At 57.9% G+C, this 26,472-nt stretch carries 13 protein-coding genes and 13 pseudogenes; 19 read left to right on the forward strand and 7 right to left on the reverse strand.

From position 1 onward, the window contains the following. Window positions 1-66: 66 nt before the first annotated feature. The 9 genes and pseudogenes from MF410_RS33160 (at window position 67) to MF410_RS33200 (ending at window position 9,721) form a co-directional block, all read left to right on the forward strand. Window positions 67-363, forward strand: a complete 297-nt coding sequence (locus MF410_RS33160) for an exopolysaccharide production repressor protein (protein WP_239621163.1) — start codon at window positions 67-69, stop codon at window positions 361-363. Further along, complete coding sequence (locus tag MF410_RS33165) at window positions 360-611, forward strand: acyl carrier protein (protein ID WP_096772148.1); 252 nt, start codon at window positions 360-362, stop codon at window positions 609-611. Before MF410_RS33160 ends, MF410_RS33165 begins: the two co-directional genes overlap by 4 nt. Next, window positions 611-1,804 carry an acyl-CoA dehydrogenase family protein gene (locus MF410_RS33170; protein ID WP_096772147.1) on the forward strand — a complete coding sequence of 398 codons (1,194 nt, stop codon included), beginning with the start codon at window positions 611-613 and terminating at the stop codon, window positions 1,802-1,804. The genes MF410_RS33165 and MF410_RS33170 overlap by 1 nt, the downstream gene beginning before the upstream one ends. A 5-nt stretch (window positions 1,805-1,809) precedes the next feature. After that, window positions 1,810-2,681, forward strand: a pseudogene (locus MF410_RS33175) (amino acid--[acyl-carrier-protein] ligase). 2 nt (window positions 2,682-2,683) lie between these two features. After that, window positions 2,684-3,643, forward strand: a complete 960-nt coding sequence (locus MF410_RS33180; protein ID WP_239621049.1) for a DUF1839 family protein — start codon at window positions 2,684-2,686, stop codon at window positions 3,641-3,643. A gap of 67 nt (window positions 3,644-3,710) precedes the next feature. After that, a pseudogene (locus MF410_RS33185) lies at window positions 3,711-6,139 on the forward strand (glycoside hydrolase family 2 protein). A 24-nt stretch (window positions 6,140-6,163) separates the two neighbouring features. After that, window positions 6,164-7,177, forward strand: coding sequence for a 1-aminocyclopropane-1-carboxylate deaminase (locus tag MF410_RS33190; protein WP_096772145.1), 1,014 nt, complete (start codon window positions 6,164-6,166; stop codon window positions 7,175-7,177). Between the two features lie 352 nt (window positions 7,178-7,529). Next, a pseudogene (locus MF410_RS33195) lies at window positions 7,530-8,575 on the forward strand (aspartate-semialdehyde dehydrogenase). Beyond that, window positions 8,557-9,721: pseudogene (locus tag MF410_RS33200) on the forward strand (uridylate kinase). Before MF410_RS33195 ends, MF410_RS33200 begins: the two co-directional pseudogenes overlap by 19 nt. Before the next feature lie 246 nt (window positions 9,722-9,967). Here the strand turns inward: MF410_RS33200 and MF410_RS33205 are convergent. The 3 genes and pseudogenes from MF410_RS33205 to MF410_RS33215 all read right to left on the reverse strand — a co-directional run. Continuing rightward, entirely contained in the window at window positions 9,968-11,101 is a 1,134-nt protein-coding gene (locus MF410_RS33205; protein ID WP_239621050.1) for a response regulator transcription factor, read from the reverse strand. Between the two features lie 364 nt (window positions 11,102-11,465). Next, window positions 11,466-11,980 (reverse strand): annotated as a pseudogene (locus tag MF410_RS33210) (transposase); the annotation flags it as partial. A gap of 10 nt (window positions 11,981-11,990) precedes the next feature. Beyond that, a pseudogene (locus tag MF410_RS33215) lies at window positions 11,991-12,080 on the reverse strand (IS5/IS1182 family transposase); the annotation flags it as partial. A gap of 75 nt (window positions 12,081-12,155) precedes the next feature. Here MF410_RS33215 and MF410_RS33220 point away from each other — a divergent pair. The 8 genes and pseudogenes from MF410_RS33220 (at window position 12,156) to MF410_RS33250 (ending at window position 20,005) form a co-directional block, all read left to right on the forward strand. Then, a pseudogene (locus tag MF410_RS33220) lies at window positions 12,156-13,259 on the forward strand (IS3 family transposase). A gap of 120 nt (window positions 13,260-13,379) precedes the next feature. Beyond that, window positions 13,380-13,994 carry a group II intron maturase-specific domain-containing protein gene (locus MF410_RS33225; protein WP_170961545.1) on the forward strand — a complete coding sequence of 205 codons (615 nt, stop codon included), beginning with the start codon at window positions 13,380-13,382 and terminating at the stop codon, window positions 13,992-13,994. A gap of 79 nt (window positions 13,995-14,073) precedes the next feature. Beyond that, window positions 14,074-14,562 (forward strand): annotated as a pseudogene (locus MF410_RS33230) (IS630 family transposase); the annotation flags it as partial. Between the two features lie 92 nt (window positions 14,563-14,654). Continuing rightward, window positions 14,655-15,307, forward strand: a pseudogene (locus tag MF410_RS33235) (aminotransferase class III-fold pyridoxal phosphate-dependent enzyme). A gap of 94 nt (window positions 15,308-15,401) precedes the next feature. Then, a complete protein-coding gene (locus tag MF410_RS36715; RefSeq protein ID WP_245424680.1) occupies window positions 15,402-15,647 on the forward strand; it encodes an aminotransferase class III-fold pyridoxal phosphate-dependent enzyme in 246 nt (81 codons plus the stop codon). A 447-nt stretch (window positions 15,648-16,094) separates the two neighbouring features. Further along, a complete protein-coding gene (locus tag MF410_RS33240; protein ID WP_239621051.1) occupies window positions 16,095-17,243 on the forward strand; it encodes a condensation domain-containing protein in 1,149 nt (382 codons plus the stop codon). 481 nt (window positions 17,244-17,724) lie between these two features. Next, entirely contained in the window at window positions 17,725-18,777 is a 1,053-nt protein-coding gene (locus MF410_RS33245) for a lysine 2,3-aminomutase (protein WP_342588558.1), read from the forward strand. Between the two features lie 547 nt (window positions 18,778-19,324). Then, complete coding sequence (locus tag MF410_RS33250; protein ID WP_239621054.1) at window positions 19,325-20,005, forward strand: MurR/RpiR family transcriptional regulator; 681 nt, start codon at window positions 19,325-19,327, stop codon at window positions 20,003-20,005. A 254-nt stretch (window positions 20,006-20,259) separates the two neighbouring features. Here the strand turns inward: MF410_RS33250 and MF410_RS33255 are convergent. The 3 genes and pseudogenes from MF410_RS33255 to MF410_RS33265 all read right to left on the reverse strand — a co-directional run. Further along, window positions 20,260-21,069, reverse strand: a pseudogene (locus MF410_RS33255) (recombinase family protein); the annotation flags it as partial. A gap of 345 nt (window positions 21,070-21,414) precedes the next feature. Next, window positions 21,415-22,611 (reverse strand): IS256 family transposase, encoded by a 1,197-nt coding sequence (locus MF410_RS33260; RefSeq protein ID WP_097622234.1) that lies wholly within the window; start codon window positions 22,609-22,611, stop codon window positions 21,415-21,417. A gap of 183 nt (window positions 22,612-22,794) precedes the next feature. Beyond that, window positions 22,795-24,436, reverse strand: a pseudogene (locus MF410_RS33265) (MFS transporter). A 350-nt stretch (window positions 24,437-24,786) separates the two neighbouring features. On the opposite strand from MF410_RS33265, the pseudogene MF410_RS33270 reads away from it, so the two are divergent. Both MF410_RS33270 and MF410_RS33275 read left to right on the forward strand, forming a co-directional pair. Beyond that, window positions 24,787-25,087 (forward strand): annotated as a pseudogene (locus MF410_RS33270) (transposase); the annotation flags it as partial. Between the two features lie 336 nt (window positions 25,088-25,423). Beyond that, on the forward strand, window positions 25,424-25,990 hold the full coding sequence (locus tag MF410_RS33275) for a UPF0149 family protein (protein WP_096772352.1): 567 nt from the start codon (window positions 25,424-25,426) through the stop codon (window positions 25,988-25,990). A 96-nt stretch (window positions 25,991-26,086) separates the two neighbouring features. On the opposite strand, the pseudogene MF410_RS33280 reads toward MF410_RS33275, so the two are convergent. Continuing rightward, a pseudogene (locus MF410_RS33280) lies at window positions 26,087-26,320 on the reverse strand (IS5/IS1182 family transposase); the annotation flags it as partial. Window positions 26,321-26,472: the final 152 nt, after the last annotated feature.

Consider the following 26,472-nt stretch of genomic DNA (forward strand, 5'->3'; position numbering starts at 1 on the left):
GTCGGCGCCAGCGCCCCAACGAGCTACTTCGTCTCGCATTCCATCCGCATCGTAATGGTCAAAACGATGGGTGCTTGGCTCCTTCTTCAAGTGGCTTATTTCGCAAGCATGCTCTTTCTCATCTGGCGGTCTAGCCGCGCTCAGAGCGGTCGCCAAAGGGCTAAGCGGTCGATCATTGCCAGGAAGGACGCTATCAGTCGCAAGCGTATCATGAGGGCGACAAATGAAGGCTCCGACGCGCTCCAACCGGGTCAAACCCTCCGAGTATCGGCGCTCCCTTGGGTGGCCTTTCACTATTACCTCTCGGCTCAGGATAAGACGCCGTTACCGTGTTTGCGATTGCCTAGAGGGACTCCAGGATGAATGAGACTATTCGCGATTTGCTGGCCAAGTGTGATGCGCTCCCCGTCACAATGGATCAGATTGCCGACGACGCCGATCTCTATGCGGCGGGGCTGTCTTCCTTTGCGTCGGTGCAACTCATGCTCCGCATCGAAGAGGCTTTCGATATCGAGTTTCCCGACAATCTGCTGAACCGTAAATCCTTTGCCAGCATCGTCGCCATCGAAAAGACGGTTGGCATGATCCTGGATAGCCGAAAGGTCGTCTGATGAACGTCGCGGGCGCTCTGATTGAAGCCAGGGCCGGAGACGCGGCGGCGGTGCGCGCCGCACGCGTCGCGGCGATCGCCGGCAAATATGCTGACGCAGTCGATGCCGAAGGCCGTTTCCCGCGCGAAGCTGTAGATGCGATGCGCGCCGAAAGGCTGCTCGGCATTCAGGTGCCGCACCATCTCGGCGGTGAATCGGCCTCGATCACCGAGATCGCCGAATTGTGCTCGATGCTCGGCCAGGCTTGCGCGGCGAGCGCCATGGTCTTCGCCATGCACCACATTAAGCTGTCGAGCCTTGTCGAACACGGCGCCGACAGCCAATGGCATTGCCATTTCATGCGCCGCATTGCTGCCGAGCAACTGCTGATCGCCTCCGCCACCACCGAGGGTGGGATCGGCGGAAACCTGCGCAACAGTATTTGTGCGGTTGAGGTCGATGGCGATAGCTGCCGCCTCGAAAAGGATGCCACCGTCATTTCCTACGGCTCGCATGCCGACGCCATTCTCATCACCTCGCGTGCGCATGCCCAGGCGGCTTCCTCCGATCAGGTGCTTACGGCCTTCCTCAAGGACCAGTACACGCTCGAGAAAACGCACGTCTGGAACACGCTCGGCATGCGCGGCACCTGCTCCGACGGCTTCCTGTTCAAGGGACAAGCGCCGGCAGAGCAGATCCTGCCGAAGCCTTTTGCCGAAATCGCGGCGCAGTCCATGCTCGCCTCCTCGCATCTGCTTTGGAGCGGTGTCTGGTACGGCATTGCGGTCGACGCCGTCGCTCGCGCCCAGGCCTTCGTGCGCGCCGCTGCCCGCAAGGCGCCGGATGCCCAGCCGCCGGGTGCGCTGCGCCTGGCGGAGGTGTCGAACCTGCTCCAGATGGTGAAATCCAACGTGGTTGCCGGCCTCAAGGCCTATGAACATGCCAAGGCCGATCCCGACAGGCTGTCGTCGATGGGCTTTGCCGTGGCGATGAACAACGTCAAGATCGCCTCATCCGAGACGATCCTGGAGATCGTCAACCACGCCATGCTGATCTGCGGCATCATGGGCTACAAGAACGGCACGCCCTTCAGCCTGGGACGCCATCTGCGCGACGCCCATTCCGCGCAGCTGATGATTTCGAACGACCGCATCCTCGGCAATACGTCGAGCATGCTTCTTGTCCACAAGCAGGACACTAGCCTACTGGGGTAACAGTCATGGATATGCAGACCTCGTTTCTCGACCGGCTTTTCGAATCCGGCCTGCTGATCGATACGGGTATCGACGGGCTCTATGGCCGCAGCGGCCAGTTCGAAGAGGCGGCGGCGACGGTGCGGAGGCCATGCGTTTTCCGCCCGGCATGAACCGCGCCTTTTTCGAAAAGAGCGGCTACATGAAGAGCTTCCCGCAGCTGGCCGGCACAGTGCACAGCTTCTGCGGCAGCGAACTCGACCATGTCAGCCTGTTGCAATGCATGGAAGTCGGCGAGGACTGGACCAAGGGGCAGGAAGCGACCGATATCGTGTTGACGCCGGCTGCCTGCTATCCGCTCTATCCGACGGTCGCCAAGCGCGGCAATCTGCCGAAGACGGGCGGCCTCTTCGACCTGCAATCCTATTGCTTCCGCCACGAGCCGTCGAAAGACCCGGCCCGCCAGCAGCTGTTCCGGATGCGCGAATATGTCTGCATGGGCACCGAAGAGCATGTCACCGATTTCCGCCAACGCTGGATGGATCGCGGCGTCGAGATGATGAAAGCCGTCGGCCTCGAGGTGACGATCGACATCGCCAACGATCCGTTCTTCGGCCGCGCCGGCAAGATGCTCGCCAACAATCAGCGCGACCAGAACCTGAAGTTCGAACTGCTGATCCCGATCACCTCGTCCGCCAATCCCACCGCCTGCATGAGCTTCAACTATCATCAGGACGCCTTCGGCACGAAATGGGGTCTCAACCTCGAAGACGGCAGCGTCGCGCACACGGCCTGTGTCGGCTTCGGGCTGGAGCGCATCGCGCTTGCGCTTCTCCATCATCATGGGCTCGATACCGTGGAATGGCCCGAGAGCGTGCGCAAGGCACTGTGGGGTTGATCATGGCTTCCGTCTTCAGGGACCTCGATCCCGTTACCCATAAGTCACACGCGCTGCACGCCAGCGAGCGTATGTGGCCGGAAACCAACTGCTATATCGACCTCTGGATCGAAGTGCTGAACACGCTTAGGCTGCCTCCGGAAGCGATGCTCGGCTTCACTGTGACCCTGGATTTCGAGGGCGACCAGTTCCCCTTCTTCAAGGTGCCGCTCGAAGATCTCGAAGCGATCTACGGCATCCGCTGCACGGAGCTGGCGATCTACAACGAGGTCCAGCATCACGTTGCCGAACAGATCGGTCGTGGCCGGCTTTGCCTGGTGGAGATGGATCCCTTCTTTATGCCGGATACGCAGGGCGTCGGCTATCGCTGCGAGCACGGCAAGACGACGATGGCGATCAATCGGCTTGATATCGCGGGCCGTTCGCTCGACTATTTTCACAATGGCGGCTTCTTCAGCCTTTCGGGCGAGGATTTCGACGGACTGTTGCAGTTGCAGCTTACGGAAGAGGATCCCCCGTTCCTGCCCTATACCGAATTTGCTAAATTCCCGGAAAAGGCGCCGGGAAAATCCGCCATTCGGCAAACATCGCGGCAGCTCCTGGATTTCCATTTCTGCCGCCGCCCCACGGCCAACCCCATACGTGCCTTCGCAGCGGTTTTCCCGGCCCAGGCGGAAGCGGTGGCCGAGCGGTCCTTCGGCTTTTTCCATAAATATGCCTTCAATACGCTGCGCCAGCTCGGGGCCAATTTCGAGCTGGCGGGCAGTCATCTCGATTGGCTGTCGGCGGATTTCGCTGAGGCGGCTGGTGAGGCACGGCGGATTTCGGAAGTGGCGAAATCGGTGCAGTTCCAGCTTGCCCGAGCTGTGACGCGCAAGAAATTCGAGCCGTTGCAGATGGCGCTTGAGCCGGCCGTGGATGCATGGGATTCCATGATGGGCCTGCTTCAACAAAAGCTGTAGTTGAACATGATCTCCTCCAAGAGTCGCTTTTCACTTATCGGGATCATGTTTTGAGTTGGGGGATCCAATGCAAGGGCGTTTGGCTGATATCAGCGGCGACGCGCTGCAGAGCGATGGCTGGAATCTGGTTCTGACGGATGCGGGCGCCTGCGCTTCGTCTTCGGATCTATCGCCTTCGGCTGGTCTCATCCCGGCACCTGTGCCGGGCACTGTGGCGGAAGCGCTGGAAAAGGCCGGGCTTTTCGACCGAGAACAACCGCATCCGTTGAACGACCGTGACGCTTGGTATCTCTGCCGGTTGGTCGATGTTAATGCCGGCGATGCCGTATTGCGGCTGGAAGGTCTGGCAACGCTCTGCGAAGTCTTCCTGAACGGCCAGAAAATTCTCGTCTCCGAGAGCATGTTCGAAACCCATGATCTTGCCGTTCACCTTCATGGCGGCGACGAACTGGCATTGTGCTTCCGTGCGCTGGAGCCGGGCCTTGGCGAACCCGGCCCGCGCGCCCGCTGGCGGCCGCAAATGATCACGCCGCAGGGATTGCGGCTGGTGCGCACGACCCTGCTCGGCCATATGCCTGGCTGGTGCCCGGAAAGACAGGCCGTCGGACCCTGGCGGCCGGTATCGCTGCTGCATCCGCATAAGCCCATCGTTCGCGACCTTTCGCTGCGGTCTGATCTGCTCGAGGATGGCGAGGGACTGCTCTATGCCTCGCTTTCGATCGAAGGGTATGTCAGCGAGGTCACCCTTCGCTGCGGCGAGATCAAGCAGGCCTTCGAGCGGGATAGCCACGGCCGCTGCACGACGATCCTGAAGATCCCTAGTGTGACGCCATGGTGGCCACGCACGCATGGAAGACCGCACCTCCATGAGGTCACGCTGATCATCGATGATGTCGAGCATCCGCTCGGACGCGCCGGCTTTCGTCGGCTGGCGATCGATCGCGGCCCCGATGGCAGGATTTCGGCCTGATGGTAAACGGCGAACGCATCTTCTGCCGTGGCGCGGTCTGGATCACAGCCGATATCGTGCGCCTACCTGGCGGTAGCGCCGATTCCGAACCGTGGCTGCGGCTGGCGGCGGAGGCCAGTATGAACCTGATCCGCATTGGCGGCACTATGGCCTAGGAGACGCCGGAGTTCTTCCGCCTCTGCGATGAGTTCGGCCTGCTGGTCTGGCGGGATTTCATGTTCGCCAATTTCGACTATCCGAAAGACGATAAGGCTTTGAACGCCCATGTCGAGGCGGAAGTGGCGCAGTTCCTTTCCGCCACGCGACTGTCGCCATCACTCGCCGTCGTTTGCGGCGGCAGCGAAACCAGCAGGCGGCGATGCTCGGCCTGCCGGAGCGACTCTGGCCGAGCCCCATCGTCGAGGAGATCATACCGGCGGTTGCCCGATCGCTTCGGCCGGATATCCCCTATGTCGCCAATTCGCCCTTCGGCGGCGCCATGCCGTCGGCGTCGGAGCCTATATGCGCCCTCTCGATGACTCACGCCGCGCTGACGTCCGCTTTGCGGCGGAAAGCTTGGGTTTCGCGCATTACCACAGGCCCGGAGCTGTCGCGGCATCTCTCGGTTCCTCCAGTCCAAAGCCCGCTATGGAAGGAGCGTGTGCCGCGCGATCGTGGCGCCTCCTGGGATTTTGAGGATGTGCGCGATCATTATCTTGCGAGCTCTATGGTTTCGAGTCGGATCGGCTGCTCCGGGAGGATCCTGATCTCTATCTTGCTCTGTCGCAGGCGGTCACCGGCGAAGTCGCGGAAGAGTGTTATGCCGAGTGGCGGCGGCAGGGTTCGGGCTGCAACGGCGCTCTGGTCTGGACGCTGTAGGATTTATTGCCTGGCCCGGCTGGGGCGTATCGATTCGACCGGAGAACCGAAGCCAACATGGTATGCGCTGCGCCGCCCCTTTCGGCCCGTGCAAGTGCTTTTCACCGACGAAGGCACCAACGGTCTCGATTTGCATGTGGCCAACGAGAGCAATGTGACGCTCGACCTCGATCCCGAGGTCCGCTGCCTGCGCGATGGCCGTCAAAAAGTGGTGAGCGGTAAGCTTGGCCTCTCGATCGAAGCCCGCGCCAAGTGCAAGATCGCCTGCACCGATCTCTCGGCGCCTTCTTCGACACCACCTATGCCTTCCGCTTCGGCCCGCCGTCGCATGACGTCACGGTAGCGCGTCTCATAGCGCCCGACACCGAGGCGCTGATCGCGGAAGCTTTCTATTTCCCCTTGGGCAGGACGAAAGCCTTTCATGAGGCCGAAATCACCGCTTCCGTCGCGCATCAGGACGATCACTGGTTCCTTGATCTGCGCAGCGACCGGCTGCACAATCGGTACAGATCGATCTTGAGGCCTATCGGGCGGAGGATGATTGGTTCCACCTACCGCCGGGTCCGATGCGGCGGTTGAGGCTTCATCCGAGAACTGGAACGTCGGCGGAAACTGTTCCCACCTGTCAGATCAAAACCCTGGGTAGCCGGCGAATAGTCGAAGTCTGATCAAGGTAAGTCACTGGAGAGAACATGCTGAAAAAGTTCGAACGATACCCGCTCACCTTTGGACTTACGCCCATCGAGAAGCTCGACCGCCTCGGCAAGCATCTAGGGGGAAAGATGGAAATCTACGCCAAACGCGAGGACTGCAACTCCGGTCTCGCGTTTGGCGGAAACAAGCTTCGCAAGCTCGAATACATCATCCCCGCTGCGATCGCGTCGAAAGCCGATACGCTTATCTCCATCGGCGGCGTGCAGTCCAACCACACGCGGATGGTCGCGGCGGTCGCCGCCAAGATCGGCATGAAATGCGTGCTTGTCCAAGAGAGCTGGGTACCACATGAAGATGCCGTTTACGACCGAGTCGGTAACATTCTCTTGAGCCGTATCATGGGAGCAGAGGTGCGGCTGGTCGATGAGGGCTTTGACATCGGCATCCGCGGCAGTTGGGAAGAGGCACTCGACGAGGTCAAGTCAAGAGGAGGTAGACCCTATGCAATACCAGCCGGGGCATCCGTTCACACATTTGGTGGTCTCGGCTACGTCGGCTTCGCGGAGGAAGTCCGTGCACAGGAGAAGCAGCTTGGATTTGCCTTCGACTATATCGTGGTTTGCACGGTGACGGGTTCGACGCAAGCCGGCATGGTGGTCGGGTTCGCCAGTGACGGGCGACAGCGCAACGTGATCGGGATCGATGCCTCCGCAAGCCCCGCCCAAGCCAAGGCGCAGGTGCTAAAAATTGCTCGGCATACTGCAACGCTCGTTGACCTCGACAAGGAAATCGACGACGACGACGTGCTTCTGCTCGAGGGATATGCGTATCCTAGTTATGGCATTCCGTCAGAGGAAACGAAGGAGGCCATCCGCTTGTGCGCGCAGCTGGAGGGCATGATCATCGATCCGGTCTACGAGGGCAAATCAATGCAAGGGATGGTTGATCTCGTGCAGAAGGGCTTTTTTCCAGAAGGATCGAAGGTCCTCTATGCGCATTTGGGGGGCGTTCCGGCGATCAACGGTTACAGCTATGCCTTTCGCAACGGCTGACGCCAGGCGATGTTGCGGCGAGCGCACGCGCTATGCGGTGGTACTGCTCCACGAAGATGCTCTTGCGAGTTCTCGGAAATCTCCAGTTTAGAGCCAACCTCGGTCTGAGTGACAGGCACCTCCAACAAAAAGTACGGTTTGCTGAATGTTTTTTCATGTGATGCATAGCAGGTGCATTCAATACGGCCCCTACCGAACCTGGTAGTTTTTGATGATTCCATCATCACATAGAGTGTGGGCGGTGATCGTCCACCATACCCAATCAGGAACCTGACACAGCCTCCATAGGAGCAGTGAACATAGCCACGCGGGCAGCGAGCTGCCCGGAACTGCCCTCTGGAGGTCGAGTATCATGAGAGCCTTGGATATTTCTATCATTGGAGCCACGGGGGCCGTCGGGGCTGAACTGATAAAGTTGCTGGATTCGAGCCAGCTTCCGGTCTCTCGTTTGCGGTTGCTAGCGTCCCGCACCTCGGTCGGTCGCCAAACAAGGTTTCGAGATGAAATCTGCATCGTGGAGCCACTCGACGAAATCGACGATACCCAAGCCGATATCGCGTTATTCTCCGCAGGGGGCGCGGTAAGCGCCAAATATGGACCTCTGTTCGCAGCCCAGGGCGCCCTCGTGATCGACAACTCGAACGCCTTTCGAATGAACCCGGACGTACCACTCCTCATACCACAAGTTAGTCCTAATGCGCTCGCGGCTCGCCCGCGTTCGGGGATAGTGGCAAACCCAAACTGTTCTACGATTCAGCTGGTCCGCGCTCTTAGACCATTGGTCACTGAATTCGATGTCCATCAGATCATTTTGACCACCTTTCAGGCCGCTTCGGGGGCGGCCTGAAAGGGATCGACGAGCTATTGGAAGGGGCCAGAGCCGCACTGGTTGGACGAGCGCCGCCAACCGCGGAGCATTTCCCTTTTCCCCTTGCGTTCAATGTAATACCGCAAGTTGGTGAGATCGCCTCGGAGGGCGTGACTTTAGAAGAGCGTAAGCTCGTTCAGGAGTCTCGAAAAATCTTGGGTCTGCCTCATCTGCGGTTAACCTCCACCTGCGTTCGGGTTCCCGTAGTAAATGGCCATTCGGAGGCGGTGTATCTCGAGCTACACGAGCCCGTTCCCCTGGAGCGGGTTCATGAGTTGCTGGCGATAGAGTCCGATGTCCGGCTCTATGCAGACGGAACCCACGAAGGATACCCCACACCGCGCTTTCTGGAAGATCCTACGGTTGTTCACGTCGGGCGCGTGAGAGTAAACCCCGAGAATCCGTGCGGGCTCTGGCTCTGGATCGTCGCAGATAATCTTCAAGTTGGAGCGGCGCTTAACGCACTTCCCATCGCAAAGCTTGCAATCGCCAACAACGTGATTGGTGGACCATGTACGCAACGGTTCTAAAATTCGGAGGCTCTAGTTTTCGGCATCCTGAAGACTTCGGTCGAGTCGCTCGGCATTTAGCCGAGCGAACTCGCAGCCGGTGAAAACAAAATCGTTGCCGTGGTCAGCGCAATGTCGGGAACGACCGACAACCTCAAATCAGTCATGCTCGACGTCAACAAGCAAGTAAAACCATCGAACCTCGATGCGGCACTCGCAACCGGAGAGATGCTCAGTGCCTGCCTGTTGGAGGCCGCCGTGAGCCGGCAAGGGATTCCCGTCATGTCTTTAAACGGTTATTCCCTTGGAATATGTACGAATTCAGACTTCGGCCGCGCTTCGATAGAAAGCGTAAATCCTAGTTCAATTATTGCAGCGTTACGGGGAAATGACATTGTCATTGCCACGGGCGGACAGGCAATTGATCAGTCGGGCAGGTTAACGTTTCTCGGCAGAAATAGCTCTGATCTGACAGCTATCGTAATTGCCTCCATGTTGGGAGAGCGCTTTTGTGAAATATACTCGGATGTTCCGGGTGTCTATACAGCAGACCCTTATCTTGTGCCGGGAGCGCGATTGATTCCAAAGATTGCCTACGAGACAATCGCACGGATGTCGAGATATGGCGCAAAAGTACTGCACCACAGGGCAGTGGAGTATGCCGAAAAGCACTCGGTCACCATTGCTTGCAAATCGCTCACCAGCGACGGAGTGGTTAATGGCACGATTGTCACAGAGCATGGGAATGCCCCTTCCGTGACACTGGCTCGCGGTGCAGCCGTGTTATCGTGCGGCAGCCTTGCGGAACGCAACAAGCTCCGCGCGATTCTTGATCAGGAGGACATCAGCGCAATCTGTACGGAGGACAACCGCGGGATCGGCATTTGCATTTTAAGCGACGTTGATTTTGCCCTTCGGATTGTCGCGCTGACAGGCAACCGCTCGGTCTCCGTTGGTTCAAGAACCGCAGTGACAGAGCTCGATTCTTCAACGTTGCGCGTCCATTTGGAAGACGATCATAAGCTGGCGATTTCCCGGGCGCGTGAGATCCATGAACGATTGTATCCCGGAACGGACGGCGAACCAGTTGCGCCGAGAGCGGCTAAGCAGCGCTCCGCTCACAGTTCGTTGCTCATCGGTACGGATGCGCCGGAAAATACGCAATGACGCCGTCGAGGGGTGCCGAAGCGGATGGGACCGTCGCTCGAGACACTTGGAGCCCCGGCGCATGGGGCAACGCGTAAGAAGCAGGAATGAGCAAATATTGAGCTTGCTCGTCATCCTTTCCCGGCATTGAACAGTAATCACATCACAGCTGATTTGATGGTATGGAACAGCTCCAACATCGGTACAATTGAGGGCGCGGGGGAGGCAGGTCGACGAAGCTACCTGTAGCCAAAATACCTCGCGTGCCTAATCGGAAAGTGCGTATCCGACGGACCATACGGTGCGTATGAGATCCTGTCCGCCCGCCTTATTGAGAGCCGCTCGCAAGCGGCCAATGTGGACATCGATGGTGCGGGGGCCAACATGAACAGCGCGTTGCCAAGCCGCGCCCCGCAGTTCATCCCTGGAGTACACCTTATGTGGGTCCTTCATGAGATGGTGCAACAGTCGAAACTCCATTGGAGCGAGATGAATCGTACGTCCATTTCGCCGCACGCGATAACTGCTTGCATCCAGTTCGAGATCGAGAAAGGTCAAGAGTTCTCTTGGGCTGAGGGCGGGATCCCGATTCGCTTCCTGCCAGATCGCGCCAATACTTGTCATGAGTATCTCGGGCGAGAATGGTCTGCAAAGATACTGGTCGGCACCGGACTCAAGCATTTCTTGCCGACTTGCTTCGTGACCTTCGGCCGCAAGCGCGATAATCGACATTGACTGCGTCCGGCGGTCCAAGCGGAGGCGTTCACAGAGCGTCTGCGTCTCCACACCGGGTATACGTGATTCAAGAAGCAGCAGATCCGGCGCCGTTGTCCGGAGGCGCTTCGCAAGCGCCTCGCCATCGCTCACGCCTGCAACCACAAGGCCATTGCTTTTTACGGTGTATTCCAAAAACGTGCGAAAGCTATCGTCTGCCGCAGCGATCAGTACCATTGGCGGTGGCAGGAAACCCGGACTAGTAGCGTCATTCGACATCGTAGACCCTTCAGATGTGCCTTCGACCGGCCGCTCCATTTGTGGTTCTGTCGCGAATATGAATTTTGGCCACGAAGAGCAGTGTGCTACGCGACGCACTGATTGCCGCCGACACCATGCTTTCAAGTCAGCATCAATCGGATTGGACCGGACTTTGATGTAGTTCTTGTCAATATGCCAGTTTCCGGTGGGGCCGTTGCATCCGTTGAACAGCTCCAGCAGGTGAGTAGAGACGGGAACAATGCAGCGGTTGATCGTGGATTGATCAACCTGCAGATTCCGCTCAGCAATCGTATCTTCCAGATCGGGATGAGCGACCTGGGAGTGGCCGGGACAGTATTGTAGATGGGTGTTATCACAGGACGACTTCTCCTCGCTCGGTAATGCGGTTTGCTCACAATCATGCATGCACCGTGCCAAAGTAGCCCGACGTTCTAAAAACAATATGGCGTAAGTGCTGTTGTCGCGTTTGTGACGTCGCCGGACATGCTACAATGCGGGGCGCGGGTGGTATGGCGCGTGTGAATTCCGCTCGAAGGTGTCCTGGGTGCCGTTTCCTGGCCGGATACTCCAATCGCCGGTGCATGGGAGTTCGTGGCAATTGATAGCAAAAACGGCTGGAAACCGACACCTACTGTCGGGTTTGTCGAATCCGAAATATGGTCAATATTCGACCTAGCGCTTGCAGCGGCATAGTCGTAAGCGCGATTTTCGATGCGCATTGACGGCGGCAAGACCGATGACGTTCGCGCATTGGTAGCGAGATCCGGTTCTATCCGGCCTTAATAGTCTTGGAGAAGTTGAACGGCAGCAGGTCGTCGATTTCGGCCGCTTTGCCCCGTTGCGGCAACTCTGTGAGCAGTGTGGCGCAGCCAGGCGAGCGGGTCGATCCGCAGGCACGGCAGGTCAGCATGAGACTGTAGATCACGGCGCTGGCCTTGGCACCGTCGGAGGTATCACTGAACAGCCACGATTTTCTGCCGGTGGCAAAAACTCTGATCTCGCGCTCCAAAATGTTGTTGTCGATCGGCATCCTGCCATCGCTGATGTAGCGTGTCAGGTAATCCCATTGGTTCAGGGTGAGGAGACGGCATCGCCGAGCTTGGTATCCGGCACGATCTTTGGCGCGATGTTGTCGAGCCACGTCTTCAGGGCGTTGAGGACAGGCAAGCTGTGCTGTTGGCGGAATCGGCGAATGCAGTCACCTGTCGTTTCACCGGCGTCGGGCTTTTCGCCTCGCGTCTGCCTTTCGATCCGGTAGAGCTGCTCGAAGAACCTGAGAGCCCGATTCAAAAGTTCATTCGTATATCCAATATCTTGCGATGCGCCTTGTGAGCATTCTGATTGAAGCGATTTGCGCCCATGCGGTTGCGCTTTCGATTGATCTGAACCCTTCAAACTGGACCAATTTTGGTTAGAGTTTTCCGGTGCATTTTCCTGGCTGGGAAAGGACCAGAAGACGATGAAAGCATCGCAGTTTTCGGACGCTCAGAAGGCGTTCATTCTGAAGCAAGGTGATGAAGGCGTGTCGGTTGCTGAAATCTGCAGGAAGGCGGGGATCAGCCAGGCGACTTATTTCAACTGGAAGAAAAAATACGCGGGCATGCTGCCACCGGAGATGAAATGGTTGAAGCAGTCTCGAGGAAGAGAATTCGCGCCTGAAGAAGATCGTCGCGGATCTAACGCTGGACCGCGAGATGTTGCAGGATGTCATCCGCCGAAAGCTCTGAGGCCTGCTCGGAAGCGGGAGATGGTGAAAGGCATGTGCCGCGATTGGGCGATCTCGATCCGGCGTGCTTGTGGAGCGTTGAACTTCGATCGATCAACTCACCACTATACCTCTCGCCGTGCTGATCAGGCCGGTTTGGAACGTCGTATTCGCGAGATCTGCGAGATCCGTGTGCGGTACGGCTATCGCCGCGTGCATGTGCTGTTGGAACGCGAGGGTTGGGGCACCAACATCAAGTGAACTTACCGCATTTACGGGGACTTGGGGCTACAGTTGCGGAACAAGACACCGAAGCGGAGGGTAAAAGCCAAGCTTCGCGAGGATCGGCACATGGCCGTCGGACCCAACGACGTCTGGGCGATGGACTTCGTTCACGACCAACTCGCAACGGGTAAGAAACTGCGCGTGCTGACGGTGGTCGACACCTTCTCGCGCTACGTGCCGGTGCTTGATCCACGTCATAGCTATAAAGGCGAAGACGTTGTGCAAACCCTTGAACGGGTGTGCCAAAAAGCCGGCTATCCGAAAACGATCCGTGTCGACCAAGGGACGGAGTTCGTGTCGCGCGACTTGGACCTGTGGGCCTATTCCAAGGGCGTGACGTTGGACTTCTCACGCCCCGGCAAGCCAACTGATAATGCTTTCATCGAAGCGTTCAATGGCCGCTTCCGTGCAGAATGCCTGAACCAGCATTGGTTCCTGACCCTTGCGGATGCCCGCGAAAAGATGGAGGATTGGCGTAGATACTACAATGAGGAAAGACCTCATGGTGCGATCGGCAACAAGGTGCCGATCTCGTTGGTGAATTCAGGGTGCGCAACCAGCCCGCCTCCCTGAGTAAAGCCGGAAAACTATAGCATCCGGTGGTCCAACGTTTGGGAGCGGTTCACCCGCAAGGGGGCGTGGTCAGCCCGATCCTATCGAATCCTCTTCGTGCATTACGCGTTTGACGTCTGGATGACCCGGACGCATCCGGATCTACCATGGTGTCGGTATGCAGACGATGGTCTGGTGCACTGCCGGACCGAGCAGGAAGCAGAGGCCCTCATGGTCGAGCTCCAAGCGCGGCTGGCAGAATGCGGACTTCAGATGCATCCGACTAAGACCCATATCGTCTACGGCAAAGATAATCGGCGCCGGGAAATGTATCCGACGTTCAAATTTGACTTCCTTGGATACCAGTTCAGGCCGCGACAGGTGGCGACTTCACAGCGGAATGAGTTCTTCTGTGGCTATACCCCAGCGGCCAGTCCGGCGGCGCTAAAATCGATGCGGGCCACGATCAAGAGCTTGAACATTCCGCGGCAAACGCCCGGGACGCTGGCTGAAATTGCCAAACAGATCAATCCGCTCCTCCGGGGATGGATTGCCTATTATGGGCGGTTCAGTGGTTCGGCCCTGTTCTTCCTGGCTGACTATGTCAATCGGAAGCTCAAGGCCTGGATCATGCGAAAGTACAAGCGCTTTCGGTTCCACAAAACTCGGGCTTCGCAGTTCCTGCGGCAACTTGCCCGAGATAGACGGGACCTCTTCGTACACTGGCAGGCGTCCGGAACGAACACGTTTACCTGATGGGAGCGGTGTAATCGAGAGGTTCACGCACCGTTCTGCGAGAGGCCGGCAGGTGAAATCCCTCCGGCCTACTCACCCCGGCCTTTCGACCAAGATGGCACGGCTACGCGGACGTGCACTTCGAGGTGAGCGTTGCCGAGCTGGCGTGCCACATGGCCATTGGAAAACAACGACCTTTACCGGAGCGTTGCGCCTCACCGGGATGACCGCGCCGTTTGTCTACGATGGCGCCATGAACGGTAACGTCTTCCTGGCTTACGTCGAACAGGTGTTGGTGCCTACCCTGGAGATCGGCGACGTGGTGGTCATGGACAACCTACCGGCTCACAAGACAGCCGGTGTACGCGACGCCATCGAACGTGTCGGCGCCACGCTCATGTTCCTGCCTCCTTACAGCCCAGACTTCAATCCGATCGATAACGCCTTCTCCAAACTGAAGGCGATGCTGCGAGGCCGGGCGGAGCGTAAGATTGACGCCCTGTGGGACGCAGTCGGCGCCTTGATACCCCGCTTCACCCCCGCAGAATGCGCCAATTACTTCAAGGCTGCTGGATATGATCCGGATTGAACAGGATTTGCTCCAGACGATGCCGTGGAATACTTGAAATCAAATCGGATTATCCACGCTTGGACATGGCCACGTCAGCGAAACGAGAGTTTATGGAGTATTTTGACGAGATAAAATGGCGCCCGCGTCGTCTGACATACAAATTTCAGTTTGCCGGTCCTACGGGCGCCAATGCCGTCGAAGCTGCTTTGAAACTCGCGCGCAAGGCCACTGGACGGCACAGTATAATTTCATTCACCAACGGCTATCATGGCGTGAGCTTAGGCGCGCTCGCAGTAACTGGCAATCGATACTGCCGAGATGCAGCAGGTCTTCCTGCTGGCGGCGCAGTGTTCATGCCCTACGACGGGTATTGGGGAGCTGACAAAGACACTTCAGAATATCTGGAAAGGGTGCTCGCGGATGCTAGCAGTGGTATTGACATGCCGGCAGCCATCATTTTAGAAACCATCCAAGGGAAGGGGGTATAAATCCTGCCAGCAAAGACTGGCTGCAGTCGCTCGATCGGCTTTGCAAAAAGAACGGCATCCTCCTGATTGTTGATGACATTCAGGCGGGCTGCGGCCGAACCGGCGATTTTTTCAGTTTTGAGTTTGCGAATATATCTCCAGACATCGTTCTTTTGTCAAAGTCCCTCAGTGGCTGTGGACTACCTCTGTCCCTTTTGCTGTTCAAACCCGACTGGACGTGTGGCGACCGGGCGAGCACAGCGGGACTTTCAGAGGCAACAATCTCGCACTCGTGACGGGCACTGCCGCTTTGCGAAAATACTGGACAAATGAAAACCTGTCTAAGCTGTTGTCGAAACAGGACGCATCCTGAGCGAGCGCCTTCGGCAAATCGCTCAAAGCAACCGAGATTCTTACCTTTCCGTACGTGGAAGGGGCATGATGATGGGGCTTGACTGCAGTACGGGCAAACTGTCCGAGAAAATTGTCCGCCAGGCCTTCGAAGACGGACTTGTGATAGAACGATGCGGCACGGAGGACCAAGTGGTCAAATTTCTTCCTCCGTTGACTATTGACGGGCAGACGCTTCAACGTGGTCTGGACATTCTGGACAAGGCTGTGCGTACAAGCCCCTAAAGCCGCCCTCTGACGGCGCAGCCGGCGCATTGAATTGCACAAACACCTGCCAACGCATCGAGAGCGACCACCAGGATCGGCAAATTGTTCGACTCAGCAAGAAAGGCCGGTGCCATGTTCGAGGCGATGCTTTCCTGAGCAAAGGATTGGACCGCTGACCATCCGTCCGCCAGCAGAACGAGCTGCTCGCGCTTTTTCTGAATCAAGGGTCAGGCTAAAAAGCAGGCTTTTTAAGGCATTCTCGCGCCCAAAGTCCGAGTTTGCGATAAGCCTGTTTATGTTCGGAACCTGACACGCCAGCCGCAAGTTTCCGTCGCTGCGATGCAAATCCCTTGGTTTTGCGCCTTTTGACACAATCTCTTCAATGGCACGCCGATTGCATGGGACAGCGTGAAATAATCCGTTACGACCATGGGGGTCTTGCAAGCTCCGGCCGAGGAGGTCTACATGAATTTTGCTCGAACGCTCCCAATCAATGCGATAGATGCTGCACTGTTTGGTGCGGTTCCGCCAATTGAAGCTTTGCCTCGCCCACAGCGGGTGCCGCTGTCGTTGTCCCAGGAGCGTTGGTTTTCGTCGCGTCCGGTGGACGGCAGCCGAGCCCGTCACGTTCAGATGGAGCTTCGGCTTCGCGGCGAGTTGAACGAGGCAGTCCTTCAGTCTTCTTTGGACGGGCTGGTGGCGCGTCATGAGATGCTGCGCACCACCTTCGGGGTTGACGACGGCCGGCCGTTCCAGCGGATCGGGCCGTCGGACGTCCGGCTGCCACTGAAACGGGACGATCTGACGGCGGCAGCAGATGTGGAGGCGACCCTCGCGGAGTTCATGAGCCACGAAGTGCAGGCGACGTTCGACTTGGACTCCGGGCCGCTGATCAGTGCTCGGCTCTTGCGCTTGGCAGCGAACGACCACGTGTTACTGATCACCATGCACCGCATGATCTCCGATGAGCAGTCAGGAAAGATCCTGGCGCGCGAGTTCAACGAGCGCTACACTGCGGCCTGCGAGGGCCGCGCCGATCAGCTGATGCCATTGCCGGTGCAGTATGCGGACTATGCTGTTTGGCAGCGTCGTTGGCTGGCGGGCGAGCTGTTGGAGCGCCACTCGGAATACCGGGGCCGGATACTGGTGGGCGCGCCAACGACGCTGAAGCTGCCGACAGACCGGCCGCGTCCGGCGCGGCAGGACCGCAGGGACAGTTACGTCGAGTTCGTGTTACGGGAGCCGCTGGCCACGCGGCTCAAGGCACAAAGCAGTCTTCTTGGGACCACATTGTTCGTCACTCTGCTGGCGGGCTGGGCGCTCGTGTTGGCACGGTTGTCGGGTCAGGATGAGATAGTCATTGCCACGCCGGACGCCAACCGCACGCGCTCCGAGATTGCGGGGCTGATCGGCCCCTTTGTAGACGCGCCGACACTGCGGATTGATCTGTCAGGCGACCCCACTCTGGGGGACTTAATGAAGCGGGTGAATGCCGCGCTTTGGGCGCAGGCATACCAGGACCTGACGTTTGAACAGGTGATCGAGCTCGCCAATCCGCCCCGTAACGAGTTCTCACACCGCGAGCTTCCCGGCTATACTTGCATGGCAAAATAATTCTGCGGCTCCTCTGGAGCTGCCGGGACTTGAGTACGTCAGCGTTGACGAACGTGTGGAGCAACATGATCTTGCGCTTGAGTTTGTTGAGGTCGGCGAGGCGATTCGTGGAAGGCTGATCTACGCGCCGTCGCTGTTTGAGCGCAGCACGGTCGAGCCGTTTGTGAGCTATTTGCAGCACGCGCTGAGCGAGATGGCGGTCGACCTTGGGCAGCGAGTTTGGTCGGCGGCACTTCCGTTGGGGGAGGAACGTCACCGTCTTCCGGCAGAGCCGAACCCGAGGAAAGCGGCCTATCCTCAGGACCGGCGCACGCACGAGCGGTTTGGGGCGCAGCCGGAGCAGGACCCGAGGGAGAGTTCGGTTGACTGCAAGGATCAGAGCCCAAGCTATCGTGAGCTGCGAACGACCTCTGGCGCGCCTCGCGATTGGTCGTTTCAAACATCGCCAATCAACTCGGATCCGCCGATCGATACCGCAGTCATGACCTTCATTGAGGGGACGCGCAGCGTTAGCCCCGGTGAACTACAAGCCAACAGCATCACGCGTTATCATGTCACAAGATTCTACCGTGAACAGATCACCAAAAGTGGCTATTATAACCAACTTAAATACATCGTCGAACCCTCATTCGAAGAGTTCGAGAGCCCCGGCAATTTGGATACCAGCGGCGAGCACGATAACACAGTTGTACCGGGGTTTCAGCACAAATACGCCCGGACGGGATTGTTGCTGGTAACGGACCGTTGCGCTTCATACTGCCGCTACTGCTTTCGCAAACGCATTGTTGGCAAGGACTCCGATGAAATCGCAGCTGATTTCGCGCAGATTGCGCAATATATCGGAAGTCATCCTGAGATGACGAACGTGCTGCTCTCGGGAGGCGACCCGTTCATGCTCAGCACCGCCAGACTTGATGAAATTCTTGACCATCTGCTGCCCTTCCCACATTTGGAGTCCATTCGATTCGGCACAAAAATGGTCGCCTACACGCCCGAAAGGTTCGAGGACCCTGCGTTACCGGCTTTGTTCCAACGGATCCATGACGCGGGCAAGGCCGCAGTGATCGTCACACATTTCGACCACATCGGTGAAATCTCGGTCGATGCTGAGCGCAACATTCGCTCGTTACGCGCGTGTGGCGTGCAGTTCCTCAACCAATCCGTGCTTCTCGGGAAAGTCAACGATGATGCCGAGATCTTAGCGGCAACCTTCGCCAAGTGTCATCAAATAGGTATCCGCCCATATTATCTCTTTCAAGGCAGGCCGGTGAAAGGTGCATCGCATTTTCAGGTTTCATTGCTCCGCGGACTAAAGATTGTGCACGGCATCAACCAACGTCTCAGCGGCATCCAAAAGACATTCAAATACATCATGTCGCATTACACAGGAAAGATTGAGATCCTGGATCTCGGAGCCGATGGCCGCTTGTATATGCGATATCATCAAAACAAAGCCGCAGAAATGATTGGAAAGGTCTTTTCCCGGCCGCACCTCGATGGCGCCTGCTGGTTGGACGACTTGCCTGAAGCGTGAGATCGAAGCGGAAATGCGGATTGCCGTAGAGAGCGAGTGGAGCACGAAGCACCGCCTTTTTTATATGGCAGCACCGTGAGGCGGTGGTGGCGACTTTCTCGCTTGCCCGAGAGTGGAGATGCTATGTGTTCGACGGGAACACCATTAAGGGGTTGGTCACTGCGGCGTGCGGAGTGGCGGAGGACTGGCTTGAACGATTCCATCTGGAACGCGCCCCCAGGACATTCAGCGTGCTTGGTCGTTTGGTAACCGCTACCCTCATCTTGAAAAAATGCTTCGGCAGATCACAGATAGAGCCCTAGCCGGGACCATGACAGAGCTCACGACTGATAGCCCGAAGAGCGGCGCATCGAGTTGCCCACCCAGCTCTACAAGGCGGCCAGGGGCGTGCTGTTCGTGCTCCTCGTCAATGTCTCGTTACTTGGGGTGTTTAAGAAGGACCACAGTTGGGGCACGAGTGGCCGTTAGGCTGAGCCTCGTCGCTGCACTGCGTTTGCGCTTCTGCTGGACTCAACCTTGATCGATCGACCTGAGGACGTAAATCAGAATGGATTTCCCCGTCTCAAACCTCATAAGGGACAGCTATGAGCGCTTCCCGCGGCAAATGAAGGTCGCCGCGCGTTGGTTAGTTGATCATCCGACGGAGGTCGCACTGCTTTCGATGAGAGAGCAGGCACGTCGAGCACGAGTCCCTCCGGCAACACTTACGCGGCTTGCAAAGCGCCTTGGTTTCGATGGTTTCGAGAAATTGAAGGAAGTATTTGCGGACAGCATCAGGGAAGGGCCCGAGAGCTTCATCCGGAGTGCAGAGGAATTGCTGGTGCGACGGCATATCGAGGGCGATGAGGCCCTCATCGGCGATACAATTAGAGCTTTGCATGGCCATCTAGGCGAATTTGCACAGCCCTCAGCGATTGCCACGCTGACAGCAGCCGCCGACCTCATGGTGGAGGCAAGGCAAATTTTTTGTATCGGCCGCCGTTCAAGCTTTCCGGTAGCTTATCTGATGCACTACCTCGGGTCATTGCTCGACTCTCCCACGATATTGATTGACGGAATGGGTGGCTCCTCCACCGATGTGCTCCGAGCTGTCGGTCCACAAGACGCATTGGTCGCGGTTACAGTCAGCCCGTATACTCGCTTCACTGTGCAGGCCGCCGATTTCGCGGTCTCGCGCGGTGCTAAACTCAGTGGCTTTGACCGACAGCGACCTGTCTCCGATCGCTAAGATTTCTGAAATTGTGATCCGCGTTCGGACCGAAATGCCCTCGTTTATCCACACAATGACTCCCGCATTTGCCGCGGTGGAATGTCTCCTGCGCCTGGTCGCCGCCAGACGCGGTAATTGCGCCCTTCAAGCTTTGGCAGCCAACGAAGGACATCTCGCAGAATTCGGCACTTATGTCCTGCGGACACCGCGCAAACCTATCGCAAATTTCTGAGCTCAACGACGACCTGTTGGGCTCGCGCAGCATGTCGATGTTGGTATTGGTCCCGCCAACTGATGTAACCTTGATGATTGTCGCGCAACAGCACGCTCCATTCATCCCTCGGCTTGCGCACCCCGGTAACCTTGCGAGCGCGGCCATCGACGATCCGCGTTCGCTGCGCACGTCTTCCGAAGGCATAGGCGCCCGCGTAGAGTGGATCGTGGAGAATCTGCATGACGCTGTGGTAGGCCGGCGCCTTCCAGGCAAGCTTGCAGACGTCGACATTGCGCAGAACGACCGGCATCTTGATATCGGCCCACCGCAGCCACAAAAAGACCTGTCGTCCACTTCCCAGTTCCCGGAATTTGGCGAAGACGAGCCTGATCGTTTCTGCCACATGTTCGTCCGGGTCAATCTCGATCTTGCCCGCCTCGCTCCAGCAAAATCCCGGCGGCAGCATGAACCGCAGTTCCCCGCGTCCTGCCTTGGAATCACGTGCGGCGATGCCGCGCTGACGCATCAAGCTAAGCTCATACTCCGACATCGTGCCTTTCAATCCAAACAGCAGACGATCGTTGACGAGCTGCGGATCATAGGCGCCATCCGGATCGATGACCAGCGTACCCGCAAGCGCGCAAAGGTCGACCAGATGATGCAAGTCCCTGCCGTTGCGCGCCAGGCGTGACGCTTCAATGCAATTGACAGCTCCGACATTGCCGGAGCAAACCTGTTCCACAAGCCGTTCGAATCTAGGTCGTTCCATGCTGCCTGAACCGGAGCGGCCGAGATCATCATCGATTACGCTCACCGACCTGGCGCGAAAGCCTTGGCCACAATCTGCGCACGATCTTCCCACGACCATCGCCGACGCCGCTCCGGCCCCGTCAACAAAACTGCATGTCTCATGCTTCAATGCACTCTTAATTCCACTCTTACGAGCGCAGACTCACGGGAGACGCGGAACTTCGCAAGGCGGTTCACGCCGAAGGGATACGTTCCGCTTCGGCGGGCTGCGGCAAGACCAGAAATCGAAAAACGAGGAAAAGGCGGCTGTCGTGAGCAGGGATCGACGCCAGCCGAGTGAACCTGGATGGCAGGTGTTGATGCCACACCCAGGCCAGGAGCTGTGTTGGGTTTGCTGCTATTCTCCGCATCCTAATGAGGTTGTGTGCGTCAAGTTCAGCAAAATGGGCAGTCATGAGACTGGTCATGCGGCATTGCGGAGAGCGAGTTTCTTGTGCTCTCTGAGGTCGTCCATATTGATGTAGCGGTTGGCCTCCATCCAGTTTTCGTGGGTTTCGACGGCAAGCGCCCGGACTAGGCGCAAGCAGCTGTCGGTGTTGGGAAAGATGCGCACGACATAGGTTCTGCGCCTGATCTCCTCGTTGAGGCGCTCGAGCATGTTGGTGCTCTTGAGATGCTTGTGGTGAGTGCGCGGCAGGCGGAAGAAGGTGAGCGTCTGCTCGATGGCCTCCTCGACCCAGCCGGTGAGGCGCGGATATTTGCCCGACCATTTGCCCAGCCAGGCGGCAAGATCGGCCTTCGCCTCGTCGATGTCACGCCGGTCGTAGATCCATCGCAGTTCCTGCAGGCAATCGTCGCCGTGCTTGCGCGGCAGGTGGTCGAGCGCATTGCGCAGGAAGTGCACGTAGCAGCGCTGCCAGGCGGCTTCCGGAATGACTTCGCCGATCGCCGCGACGAGGCCGGCATGATCGTCAGAGACGACGAATTCGATACCCTTGAGGCCGCGGGCTTTCAGCCCCAGCAGGAAGTCCTTCCAGGCCGACCGGCTCTCGCGGCCGGCCATCTCGACGGAGAGGATCTGCCGCCGGCCATCCCAATCGATGCCGACGGCGATCAGCACCGCCTGGCTCCTGACGACGCCGGCCTCTCTGACCTTCTCATAGCGAGCGTCGAGAATGAGATAGGGAAAGGGCTCTTGAAGCGGGCGGCAGGCAAAGGCCTTCAGGCTTTCGTCCAGGCGCTTGTTGATTGCTGAGATCGATGACGCCGAGAAGGAATGACCGCACAGTTCCTCGGTGATCGCCTTGACCTTGCGCGTCGACACTCCCTGCACATACATCTCCGCCAGCGTCGCCACCAGCGCCCGCTCCGAGCGCTGGTAGCGCTCGAACAGTTCGGTGGAGAAGTGCCCGGAGCGATCCTGCGGCACCCGGAGCTCTAACTTGCCGACCCGCGTCATCAGCGTGCGACCGTAGTGGCCGGAGCGGTAGCCGAGCCGCTCGGGCGTGCGTTCGCCTTTCGCAGCTCCCAAAGCCTCGTCCATCTCGGCTTCAAGTACCTCCTGCATGACAGCACGGATCACCTCGTGCAGCCCATCGGGGTTTGAAAGCAAAATATCTTTGACGGCGCCAACGGCAGTCTTATCTTCAATCTTGGTCATGGTGGCGTTCCTTCCAGGGAATCAGGTGACGTTGAACATCACCAGCCTGCCATGGCCGCCCTTCTCAGCGAAATTTGCAGAACCTTCCGCACACTACCCCTAATGATCGTGAGGCTTCGTTTCTGGCCGGCGACACTATGACCGTTGCTGCTGCTCGATAGATGGCCTCATCGCAAAATCACCTCACGGACGCGAAACGCGCGCGGCCGGTTGGCTCCGGGTCCGTCGCGCGTCTGTTGTACGCTCAATTACAAGATCAGTTTCCGGAGGCTTGTCACTCATATGGAAATCGGCGAGAAGCTGGACGACTTGCTGATCCGATGGAGAGAGGCGATGATGCAGACGCAGGAAATCCATCCAGGTCGGCGTGCGGAACGTTTCCGTCCACCGGGAGGGCTTTCGAAGATTTCTCTGGAGCGTCCAGTCGCGCGCACCTGCGCGAGCTAGGGCGTATCTGCGAGTGCGCATGTGATCGAGGAAGATGTCAAGGTCGGTTTCATCTATGGAATATTCCGTCCTCGCTGCAATCGGACCGTTTCGGGGCTTTAGATCAAGCGCCACAGCGGGCGCCGGATACACCGAGCCCTGCTGATCACCCTCCGCCTCCAGATGCACCGGCAAGACGAACCCTGAAGCCGCAAAGAGGAATAGGGCGGCCGCGGCTAATTCGAGAGAAGAAGCCAGCGAATAGGTCTGGGCGACGGTCCCCCAGATCCAGCTCCCCGCTGCCATGCCACCCGACAGGAATGCATAGTAGATTGAGAGCGTACGGCCGACGACCCAGCGCGGACTGCCCAATTGTACCCAGACGTCGAACCCGGTCCAGGTGATGACCCATCCGGCGCCGCCGATGGCAAGCGCAAGTGTCGCCATAGGTACATAGGAGGTGAAGGCAAGCGAGATGCAACACACCGCGGAAGCGATCGAAGCGATCGCCATCAACCATTCCGGAGGAAGCAATTTCCTTAAGAGCCGGTTGTTTAGACCGGCGATGCAGGCGCCTGTTCCAAAACCGGCAAATAGTATGCCGTAGATGATAGGTCCGCCGGCCAAACGATCGCGTGCGACGAGCGGCAGAAGTGCAAGAATGGCAATGGCGGCAAGACCGAAGAGGTTGCACGGATAATCGCCGCTCGGATGTCGGAGGAAAGTGCCGTGAACCGCATGCCGTCGTGGATTGCTGTTGAAATCCGCTCTGCTGGCAGAGGAGACGAGCGAACGTGCCACTTGTTGCGCAACACGGCGCCGAGCGGTGCGAGGTTGCTGCACGCGGCAAAAAGAAAGGCCGCCAAAGGGCCAAGGAACGCGAGAACGGCTCCGCCCACAGCCGGTCCGAGGCTGCGCGTCACGTTGTATCCAACCGACATGAGTGTCACCGCAGCCGGAATATCTCGTTTGTCGAGTTATCACCCACCGAGGCATGCCAAGCGGGGTCATTCAGCGCAAATCCGCAGCCTGCCATAAATCCCAGCCCGAGAATGAGCCAGGGACTGACGAATCCAAAGGCGGCAGCAACTGCCAGTGCGATAGACGCGAGCGCGATTAATGACAGCCCGATGATCATGACCGATCGGCGGCTATACGTATCGGCGATAGCTCCAGCGATGATAGAGAGTATGAATGCTGGAAGCGTGGTCGAAGCCTGCACAAGTGCGACCATCAGATCCGAAGTGGAGATCATCGCCATGAGCCAACTGATTGTGACAGTTTGCACAAGCCATCCTAGATTTGCGACTTGCGTCGAACTCCAGATCGAACGGAATGCGATATTCCGCAGCTGATAGAGGGTGCTTGGCCCGCGCACGGAGACGTCTTTGATCTGCATTCTGCGGGACGCCTCGAGCTTCTTGGAACCCCAGTGACGTAGCAGGATATCCGCAACCATGCTACGAATTCCGCCGTTATTGAGGGCCCTTGGCGCAGGAAGCCTGTGTTGAGCGGGACTGCACCCGGCAGTCCGAGTCCCACTGACATTTCGCTTGCTTATTATAAAGCTTGTAGCCTGTTTAAGATTTTCCGTTTCGAACCCGGGTCAATCGTTTGTCGCGCTATTCTACCGTCCGTTTTTCGCGCACGTGATTGGTTTCACCAGCAGAGAGTGACGAGTCGTCTGTGACCAGCATATCGAGAAGGCGGGCGCTGAATCTGCGGCTTCTGTCTCGGCCATTTTGCTAATTTGCCGCCTGGATAGGGCTTACATCCAAAGACCATTCGACGCAGGCAAGGTAAGGCTTGGTGTGATCACACGTGCCGGCGATGCTGAGGAGCGTTTTAGTGGTTGGCGCGACTGCCCTTCTTCAGCACGTCAGAACAGGTCGAAGCAGACATGCTTCCCGATGGCTCACCGAACTCCTGCAAAGGAAGAAATCGAAGCTGGTTGCGGTGGCACGCCAACAAGATCGCCCGTATCGCCTGGAAGCTCATGGTGAGTGGCGAAAATTATCGGCGGACGGAGGGGCAAACACAGGCAGTATAGGAGATTGGCCATCACGGTGAGCATGATAATGCTACCGTGTTGAGCTGATGCAGTGAACTTGCAAGAGAAAAGCAGATGGTGCGATCGATCGATCCAAGACGCGTGAAACTCCGTCAGTTCCACTGGCCATTCAAGGCAGTTACCGTGTTAGGAGCACGCGTTGCGGAAACCATCTTGGCAAGTGGTCATGTGCGACCACACAGAAAGGCCGCACAGATGGAAGCAAGCGATCCGATCAAAAATTTCTGTTAAAAAACACTTGCAAGTGGGGGCCGTCAACATATGGAACTGGAAGGCTGAGCGCGAGGCGATGACAGAGCAGGAGCGACGGGCGGCATGACGCACAACAGCCAGGGGACGACGACCGCACGACCGAAGCTTGATGATGTGGCGTTCGAGGCGTTTATCAGGGCACGTCGTCCGGCATCGCCAATCTGGTCAATGAGCGGTCTCGATGGCTATCTCACTGCTCTCATCATCGGACCGAGATTTATCGACCCACGCCAATGGATCCCGGAATTGACCAGTCCGGATGCCCTGAATCTGCCGATGGAAACAACTGAACATCGGGCCGTGCAGACGATCGTTGCGGAATATAACCGCATCTCTGCGAGCCTTTCTGAAACACCGAAAGACCCCCGGCCCAAGTTCACCAGGATCGATGATCAGACCTTTGATCCATTCGATTGGATCTCTGCTTTCTGCGAGGAAACAAGTTACGCGCCCAAGCTTTGGCAGCCCGTCCTTCGAGGTCATGCCGTCACTGGGGATATCATCGCGCCCATCCGCAAGCTCGGCGAGGCAAAACGGAAAGCGACCCGCCACGATGCTGCTGAAGTCGCCGAAGCACTCGTCAATATCGGAACCCATTTTATGCCGAAGCGGGCAAAGCAGAAGTTCTGACCGAGAGCCAGAAACCTATTTAGCCGACCGTGAAGAACGCTGTTTTCATTGTGGCGGGCAGGATTGTCCGTCGCCACAGTTTTTACGTTGAGATCTTCAGGAAGCGTGTGACGCGGAAACGTGCGGGGATCGCGGCAGAGCCGCCAGGAGCAATGCGGCGAGCAGGCACAAACAGTCTCTGAACCAGTTAAGCAGGAGCGAGAAGTTGTAGCCAACGGCAGCCAGAACGGCATTGATGGCATCTCCTTGTTGTCCGGCGAGATAATTGCGATCCATCCGATGCTCGTTCTTGATGTGGCCGATGACGGGCTCGACGGCTGACCGTCGTCGTGATCCGTGCAATGCAGGCACGTCGAGGTCCATTTCGTGGTGAACCCGCGCCGAAGCATGAACCCAGCCGAGACCGCCTTCGTACGGACGATTCATGAGATGGTCGCGAAGACCTCGTTGGAGGAGCGCACCTATCTGTAGGGCGACCATCT

Origin of the sequence: Rhizobium sp. C104 (genome assembly GCF_022354505.1) — a bacterium.
GTDB classification, from domain to species: domain Bacteria; phylum Pseudomonadota; class Alphaproteobacteria; order Rhizobiales; family Rhizobiaceae; genus Rhizobium; species Rhizobium redzepovicii.

Bases quoted from the DNA above. Each gene is read 5' to 3' on its own strand.
- MF410_RS33160 (WP_239621163.1), top strand. From the start codon at position 67: ATGGGTGCTTGGCTCCTTCTTCAAGTGGCTTATTTCGCAAGCATGCTC.
- MF410_RS33165 (WP_096772148.1), top strand. From the start codon at position 360: ATGAATGAGACTATTCGCGATTTGCTGGCCAAGTGTGATGCGCTCCCC.
- MF410_RS33170 (WP_096772147.1), top strand. From the start codon at position 611: ATGAACGTCGCGGGCGCTCTGATTGAAGCCAGGGCCGGAGACGCGGCG.
- MF410_RS33180 (WP_239621049.1), top strand. From the start codon at position 2,684: ATGGCTTCCGTCTTCAGGGACCTCGATCCCGTTACCCATAAGTCACAC.
- MF410_RS33190 (WP_096772145.1), top strand. From the start codon at position 6,164: ATGCTGAAAAAGTTCGAACGATACCCGCTCACCTTTGGACTTACGCCC.
- MF410_RS33205 (WP_239621050.1), bottom strand. From the start codon at position 11,101: ATGCATGATTGTGAGCAAACCGCATTACCGAGCGAGGAGAAGTCGTCC.
- MF410_RS33225 (WP_170961545.1), top strand. From the start codon at position 13,380: ATGACCCGGACGCATCCGGATCTACCATGGTGTCGGTATGCAGACGAT.
- MF410_RS33240 (WP_239621051.1), top strand. From the start codon at position 16,095: ATGAATTTTGCTCGAACGCTCCCAATCAATGCGATAGATGCTGCACTG.
- MF410_RS33245 (WP_342588558.1), top strand. From the start codon at position 17,725: ATGACCTTCATTGAGGGGACGCGCAGCGTTAGCCCCGGTGAACTACAA.
- MF410_RS33250 (WP_239621054.1), top strand. From the start codon at position 19,325: ATGGATTTCCCCGTCTCAAACCTCATAAGGGACAGCTATGAGCGCTTC.
- MF410_RS33260 (WP_097622234.1), bottom strand. From the start codon at position 22,611: ATGACCAAGATTGAAGATAAGACTGCCGTTGGCGCCGTCAAAGATATT.
- MF410_RS33275 (WP_096772352.1), top strand. From the start codon at position 25,424: ATGACGCACAACAGCCAGGGGACGACGACCGCACGACCGAAGCTTGAT.